5 protein-coding genes and 2 pseudogenes are annotated in these 6,976 nt (G+C 69.1%); 2 read left to right on the plus strand and 5 right to left on the minus strand.

Translation table 11 applies throughout. The annotated features are described in order from the left end of the window. A pseudogene (locus tag IE249_RS37075) lies at positions 1–168 on the plus strand (HAD family hydrolase); the annotation flags it as partial. Positions 169–375: 207 nt separating this feature from the next. On the opposite strand, the gene IE249_RS12810 reads toward IE249_RS37075, so the two are convergent. Genes IE249_RS12810 through IE249_RS12825 form a run of 4 tightly spaced genes read right to left on the minus strand, consistent with a single transcriptional unit; the run spans position 376 to position 5,262 of the window. Then, positions 376–2,028 (minus strand): glycoside hydrolase family 13 protein, encoded by a 1,653-nt coding sequence (locus IE249_RS12810; RefSeq protein WP_189704895.1) that lies wholly within the window; start codon positions 2,026–2,028, stop codon positions 376–378. Positions 2,029–2,081: 53 nt separating this feature from the next. Further along, entirely contained in the window at positions 2,082–2,915 is an 834-nt protein-coding gene (locus IE249_RS12815) for a carbohydrate ABC transporter permease (RefSeq protein WP_189704896.1), read from the minus strand. Then, entirely contained in the window at positions 2,912–3,976 is a 1,065-nt protein-coding gene (locus IE249_RS12820; RefSeq protein ID WP_189704897.1) for a carbohydrate ABC transporter permease, read from the minus strand. The genes IE249_RS12815 and IE249_RS12820 overlap by 4 nt, the downstream gene beginning before the upstream one ends. 11 nt (positions 3,977–3,987) lie before the next feature. After that, entirely contained in the window at positions 3,988–5,262 is a 1,275-nt protein-coding gene (locus IE249_RS12825; RefSeq protein WP_229858279.1) for an ABC transporter substrate-binding protein, read from the minus strand. A 347-nt stretch (positions 5,263–5,609) separates the two neighbouring features. Here IE249_RS12825 and IE249_RS12830 point away from each other — a divergent pair, with 347 nt between their 5' ends. After that, on the plus strand, positions 5,610–6,659 hold the full coding sequence (locus IE249_RS12830; protein WP_308434333.1) for a LacI family DNA-binding transcriptional regulator: 1,050 nt from the start codon (positions 5,610–5,612) through the stop codon (positions 6,657–6,659). Between the two features lie 92 nt (positions 6,660–6,751). Here IE249_RS12830 and IE249_RS39740 read toward each other — a convergent pair. Continuing rightward, positions 6,752–6,970, minus strand: a pseudogene (locus IE249_RS39740) (SDR family NAD(P)-dependent oxidoreductase); the annotation flags it as partial. Between the last annotated feature and the right edge of the window lie 6 nt (positions 6,971–6,976).

The following is a 6,976-nucleotide window of genomic DNA, read 5'->3' on the forward strand; positions in this document are numbered from 1 at the left end:
TGCGCCGACCTCGGCAGCGACCCCCGCGCCACCCTCATGGTGGGCGACAACCCGGTCCGTGACGGCGGTGCGAGCGCCTGCGGCCTGCGGACCTACATCCTGCCCGCGGAGAACCGCGCCGGCGAACGCGGCCTCGCCGACATACTGCGACTGGTACCCGGACAGTAGCCCCGTCGAGCCCCCCCGGCCCGTGCGCGGACGGCCCCGCACCCCGCGCCCGGGCGGGCGGGCGCACGCACCGCACCCTGCGGTCCGTCCCGACCGCCCTGCCCGACGCCGACGTCCCACTCGAGAACGGAACCCGCGACACGTCGTACCAGGGCCCGTCCGACGGCGGTGAGACGACCGGACGGGCCCTGGTGGACGGGTGGACGACTACACGGAGAGCCAGACGGCCTCGTCGGGCGCGAGCAGCCCGTCCTTCACGGAGCCGCTGGAGAGCAGGACCGAGCCGTGTCCGGGCAACGGGTACGGCTCGGCCGAGAGGTTGACCAGGCAGACCAGGCCCGGCTCCCGGTCGAAGCAGAGGACCCCCTCGGGGGCGTCGCGCCAGGTGAGCGTGCCGTCGCCGAGCGCGGGGTGCTCGCGGCGCAGGCGCAGGGCGCGCCGGTAGAGCTCCAGCATGGACCTCTCGTCGCCGCTCTGCGCGGCCACGCTGCGCTCACTCCAGTCCGCCGGCTGCGGCAGCCAGGGTGCGGCGGAAGCGTCCTCGGGGCTGAAGCCGTACGGTGCGCTCCGCCCGGACCAGGGGATCGGCACCCGGCAGCCGTCGCGGCCGCGGTCGGTGTGTCCGGACCGCTCCCAGATCGGGTCCTGGAGCACCGCCTCGGGCAGGTCCTCGACCTCGGGAAGGCCGAGCTCCTCGCCCTGGTAGACGTAGGCGCCGCCGGGCAGCGCGAGCATGAGCAGGGCGGCGGCGCGGGCACGCCGGGTGCCCGTCTCCAGATCCAGGGGGCCTTCCGGCCGGTAGGGCTCGTCGACCGTCCAACGCCTGGCCGTCCTGCGCCCGTAGCGGCTGATGTGACGCACCACGTCGTGGTTGGACAGCACCCAGGTGGCCGGCGCACCCACCGCGCCGAGCATGGCGAGGGAGTCGTCGATCACCGCACGCAGGTCCTTGGCGTCCCAACTCGACATGAGGAAGCCGAAGTTGAAAGCGGTGTGCAGAGCGTCCCGGCGGACGTAGGCGGAGAGCCGCTCGGGGGTGTCCGCCCAGGCCTCGGCCACGAAGCACCGCTCGCCGGGGAATTCCTCGGCCACCTTGCGCCAGGCGCGGTAGATCTCGTGCACCTCGTCGCGGTCCCAGTGCGGGTGCTCGACGTGCTCCCGCGGGAGGTCCTGGGAGGCGAGCTCGCCCGGCTCGCGCCGGGGCGGCAGGTCGGGCAGTTCCGGATGCTTGACGAGGCCGTGGGCGACGTCGATGCGGAATCCGTCGACTCCCCGGCTGAACCAGAACCGCAGGATCGACTCGAACTCGGCCCGCACTTCGGGGTGCTCCCAGTTGAGGTCCGGCTGCTCGGGGGCGAACAGGTGCAGGTACCAGTCCCCGTCGGGCAGCCGGGTCCAGGCCGGCCCGCCGAAGGCGGAGACCCAGTCGTTGGGCGGTTCGGCGCCGTCCGCGCCCCGGCCGGAGCGGAAGACGTAGCGTTCGCGCTCGGGGCTGCCGGGGCCGGCCGCCAGGGCCGCCCGGAACCAGGCGTGCTGGTCGGAGGTGTGGTTGGGCACGATGTCGGGGATGACGCGGATGCCGTGCCGGTGTGCCTCCTCGATCAGTTGCTCGGCGTCGCCCAGGGTGCCGAACAGCGGGTCGATGTCGCGGTAGTCGGCCACGTCGTAACCGTGGTCCGCCATGGGCGACTTGTACCACGGGTTGATCCAGATGGCGTCGACGCCGAGCGACCTCAGATACGGCAGCCGGGAACGGATACCCGCGATGTCACCGACGCCGTCACCGTTCCCGTCGGCGAAGCTGCGGATGTAGACCTGGTAGATGACGGCGCTGCGCCACCACGGTGCGGTACCGGACATACGTGTGTGTTACTCCTTCGAGGATGAGGGCGGGACGGCCGGCCGTCCCGTGTCTACTTCGCGGCGCCGGCGGTGAGCCCGGCGACGATCCGGCGCTGGAACAGCAGCACCATGACCACCAGGGGCACGGTGACCAGGACGCCGGCGGCCATCTGGCTGCCGAACGGGGTCTCGAACTGGCTGGCCCCGGAGAACTTGGAGATGGCGACCGGTGCCGTCTGCATGCCCGGCTGGTTCGTCATCGAAAGGGCGATGAGGAACTCGTTCCAGGCGGCGATGAACGTGATGATCGCGGTGGTGAAGATGCCCGGGGCGGCGAGAGGGACGATGATCTTCCGGAAGGCCTGGCCCCGTGTGCAGCCGTCGACCATCGCCGCGTGCTCCAGCTCGTCCGGCATCTGCCGGAAGAACGTGGTCAGGTTCCACACCGCCAGCGGAAGCGCGAAGGACATGCTCGGCACGATCATGGCCTGGTAGGTGTTGATCCAGCCGATGTCCGTGAACAGCTTCAGCAGCGGGACCACGATCGACACCACCGGGAACATGGAGGTGGCGATGATCAGGGTGAGGACCAGGCGCTTGAACCGGAACTCCAGCCGGGCCATCGCGTACGCGGTGAACGTGGCCAGCAGCAGCGCCAGCACGGTGGTGACACCGGCCACGACCAGGCTGTTGAGCAACGCCCTCGGGAAGCCCTGGGACGGGTCGAAGACGGCCCGGTAGTTCTCCAGCGACACACGGCGGGGGAAGAGGGAGGTGTCGAAGATGTCCGAGGTGCGCCGCAGACTGGACACCAGCATCCAGTAGAACGGGGCCAGGCAGTAGGCCACCACCGCCACCACGCCCACGTACAGCAGCCGATTCCGCCACTTCGTCATGAGGGTCATGCCGTCACCTCCGCACGGCGCGGCACCGTCATGCGCCGACGCCTTCTCCTGCTCTCACCGCCGCGTGCGGCGCCGCCGACGAGGTCGGCGCCCAGCAGCCGGACGAAGGCGAGCGCGATGAGGAACACATAGAGGAAGAGGAGCATCGCGTAGGCGGAGGCCGGTCCGAAGCGGACGTTGGAGGCCTCGTTCTGCGCGAGCATGGACAGGGTTTCCACCGAGTTCTTCTGCGCGCCGACGAGGATGTACGGCAGGTCGAACATCCGCAGCGCGTCCAGGCAGCGGAAGAGCACGGCCACCAGCAGCGCGGGCTTCACCAGGGGCAGGGTGATGTGCCAGAACTGCCGCGGCGCGCTCGCTCCGTCGATGCGCGCCGCCTCGTACACCTCCTTCGGGATCACCTGGAGTCCGGCCAGCACCAGCAGTCCGATGAAGGGCGCGGTCTTCCACACCTCGGCGACGATCACGGCGACCTTGGCGTGGAAGCCTTCGGTGGTCCACAGGATCTGATGGCCGATGACGGCGTTGGCGATGCCGTTGCTGTTGAAGATCCAGCGCCACAGCAGGGCGGAGATGGCCGTCGGGACCGCCCACGGCACCAGGATGCCGGCCCGCGCCAGGGCCCGGCCCCGGAACGCCCGGTGCATGATCAGGGCCATGGCGACACCGATCACCGTCTCCGCCCCCACCGTGACGACGGTGAAGAAGCTGGTGTTCCAGAAGGCGTTCCAGAACCGGTCCCCGGCCGGGCCGAGGATGTCCGTGTAGTTCCTCAGCCCCACGAACGGCTCGCTCGTGCGGATGAAGCCGGTCTTCGGGTCGAGCCCCTTGGTCCCGTAGAGCGACTCCTGCAGTGCCATGAGCGTCGGGTAGAGCACGACGATCGACAGCACCAGGAGCGTCGGGGACACCAGCAGTGCGGCCATCCGCGCCGGACTCGTGGTCGCCCTGGTCCGGGCGCGCCGGCGGCTCGTCGGCCCGGTGGGGCGGCTCGAAGGACCGCCTGCCACCCTGTCGGGCCCGTTCTCGGCGGTGCCGGGTGGCGTCTTTGTGCCGGCCATGGCCCCGCTCCTCACTGCGCCGTGGCCTTCTGCAGGTCGCTCTGCAGGTCCTTCAGCGCCTGCGCGCTGCTCTTGGTGCCGGTGAGAACGGCGTACGCCTCCTGCTGGATCGCCGACGTCACGTCGCCGTACGCCACGACCCTCGGGCGCGGCACGGCGTGCAGGATCGACTGCTTGAGGACGGGAAGGTACGGATACTTCCCGACCAGGGACGGCGTGTTGTACAGGTCCGCGTATGCCGGCGCGAGGGAGGCGTCCTTCAGGAAGGTGGTCGCGCTGTCCTCGCTGCTGAAGAACTTCATGAAGTCCAGGGCCGTGGCCTTGTTCTTCGCGAAGGACGACAGGGCAAGGTTGTGACCGCCGAGGCTGGAGGAGCCTGGCCCGTCCAGGCCGGGCAGCGGCGCGACCGCGAACTTGCCGGCCACCGGGCTCTTCTCGGCCAGCGAGTACATGTAGGGCCAGTTGCGCAGGAACATCACCTTGCCGGCCTGAAACGCCTGGCGGCCGTCCTCCTCCTGGTAGGTGAGGGCCTCTTTGGGGATGGTGCCGTCCTTGACGGAACCGGCGAGGAAGTCCAGGCCCTTCCTGGCGGCCGGGGTGTCGACGTCCGGCTTGCCGTTGGCGTCGGTGACGACTCCGCCCGCGGAGTTCACGGCCTCGGCGAAGTTGACCGTCAGCCCCTCGTACTTCTGCAGTTGCCCGGCGTAGCAGGACATGCCCTTCGCCGCGGGGACCTTCTTCTTCACCTGGGCGCAGTCGTTCGTCATCTCCGACCAGGTGGTCGGCGGAGCGGTGATGCCGGCCTTGTCCATCAAGTCTGTGCGGTAGTACAGCAGTCCGCCGTCCGAACTGGCCGGAGCCGCGTACAGTCCGCCGCGGTAGCGTGCCGTCTCCACCACCGGCTTGAGCATCTTCTGCAGCGGGAACTGGTTCTCGGGCAGGCGGTCGATCCACTGGTGGGCGGCGAACTCCGATGTCCACACGACGTCCAGGGAGAGCACCGTGTAGGCGTCGGACTTCGTCTCCGCGTTCTGGATCATCTGCTGCCGCTGCGAGTCCGCGTCCGTCGGCAGCTGGATGTAGGTGACCTTCTCCTTGGGGTGCAGTTCGTTCCAGCGGGCGATGACCTTCGGCGTGACGCCTGTGGCGTCCTTCCCCGCCGCGTACGTGATGGGGCCGCGGCCCTGGAACGAAGTGCTGCCGGTCTGCCCGGAGCCGCCGTCACCGGACGAGCCGCAGGCGCTGAGGAGGAGGCCGGCGGCGGCGAGGAGCGCTGAACACCCCATGGCTCTACTGGTCTTGGTCTTCACTGTCTTTCTTTCTCCTGGTCGTGCGGGGAACCGAGGTGCGCGTGGCATTCGCTGTCACGGCGTTGCAAGAACGAAAAACACAGGTCAGGAAGTCAAGAGACTGATTACTGGAAGGAAGATCGATGCCGTCGAGACAACGATTGCAAGCTAGGAGAGCACCTGTGTGATGTCAATGCGTAACTAGCCGGTAATACACAGTTCTTGTGACTGGAGTGGACTACCTGTAACCCCTCATAACGGGGCACACTCCACCAAAGTGGATGTTGTGACAGCGCTGTCATGGGCCAGTGAACAGACAGGCATCCCTGTGCTAACTTCCGCCCATGTCATCCGCTCAACGACTCCCCACGATGGCCGACGTCGCCGAACGGGCGGGCGTTTCCCCGTCCACCGTCTCGCGCGCCCTGCGCGGCCTGCCCAGCATCTCGTCGGAGGTGCGCACCCGGGTCGAAGAGGCCGCACGTGAACTGAACTTCGCGGTCTCACGGCAGGCCGCGAGTCTGGTGACCGGCAGGACCGGAGTCGTGGCGGCGCTCGTGCCCACTCTCAACTCGTGGTTCCACGGGTCGGCACTGTCCAGCCTGGGTCCGCTGCTGCGCGCGGCGGGAATGGAGCTGTCCGTCTACCTCACCCCCGACATGGCCGAGCGCACGGCGTTCTTCGAACGCCTTCCGGCCCGGCGCAACGCCGACGCGCTGGTGGTGTTCGGGTTCGACCTGACCGACGAGGAGACCGTGCGGCTGGACGACCTCGGGATGCCGGTCATCTACGTCAGCCAGCACGCCGAGGGCCGCCCCAGCGTCTACGTCGACGACGTGGAGGGCGCCTGGAAGGCCACCCGCTACCTGCTCAACCTGGGGCACCGCCGGATAGCCTTCGCGCCGACCGTGGGCACCAACGGCTTCTGCTTCAGTTCGCGCGAACGGCTGCTCGGCTATCGGCAGGCGCTCAGCGAAGCGGACATCCCGCTGGACGACGACCTGGTGATCACGATGGCCTTCGAGGACAGGCGCAACATCGAGGAAGGGGTCGGAAAGCTGCTCAGCCTGCGGGAGCCGCCCACCGCGGTCTTCGCCGAGATGGACGAGTTGGCCATCGCCATCATCCACTTCCTGCGCAGGACCCGGGTGCAGGTGCCCGAGCAGATCTCCGTCATCGGGTTCGACGACCACCAGGTCGCACAGTGGGCGGACCTGTCCACGGTCGCCCAATCACCCTCGGACATGGGCCGCTTGGCCGGCGAACTGGCCTTGGAGCTCATCCATGACTCCGGCGCGGACCGCAAGCGACACCTCGTCCTGCCCACCCACTTGATCCCCCGCTCCACCACGGCCCCGCCTGCCGCCCCGCGGAGGGACGAGGAGGGCCGGTAGGCCCGCGCCGCGCGGGCGGTCCTGCCGAGCCTGCCGAGGTGAGGGAGGCGGGGCACCCAGGGGGAACATCGCGGATACAGCACGACCTGCACGTGTACGGGCGTCCCCGCCAGCTCTGCGGCGAGGGTCCTGGTGAACGTCACCATGTATCCCTTGCTGCCCGCGTAAACGGCTCGGTGCGGGAGAGGGCCGGGCGGCAGGTCACCGGCGAACGCCAGCAGTGAGGCAACGTCGACGACTGTCCCCCGGCCGCGTGCCAGCATGCCGGGGACAGCCGCACGGGTCAGCACCGTCGGCGCGAGGACGTTCACTTCGAT

This window comes from Streptomyces anandii JCM 4720 (genome assembly GCF_014650655.1).
Classification (GTDB): Bacteria; Actinomycetota; Actinomycetes; order Streptomycetales; family Streptomycetaceae; genus Streptomyces; species Streptomyces anandii.

Bases quoted from the DNA above. Each gene is read 5' to 3' on its own strand.
- IE249_RS12810 (WP_189704895.1), bottom strand. From the start codon at position 2,028: ATGTCCGGTACCGCACCGTGGTGGCGCAGCGCCGTCATCTACCAGGTC.
- IE249_RS12815 (WP_189704896.1), bottom strand. From the start codon at position 2,915: ATGACCCTCATGACGAAGTGGCGGAATCGGCTGCTGTACGTGGGCGTG.
- IE249_RS12820 (WP_189704897.1), bottom strand. From the start codon at position 3,976: ATGGCCGGCACAAAGACGCCACCCGGCACCGCCGAGAACGGGCCCGAC.
- IE249_RS12825 (WP_229858279.1), bottom strand. From the start codon at position 5,262: ATGGGGTGTTCAGCGCTCCTCGCCGCCGCCGGCCTCCTCCTCAGCGCC.
- IE249_RS12830 (WP_308434333.1), top strand. From the start codon at position 5,610: ATGTCATCCGCTCAACGACTCCCCACGATGGCCGACGTCGCCGAACGG.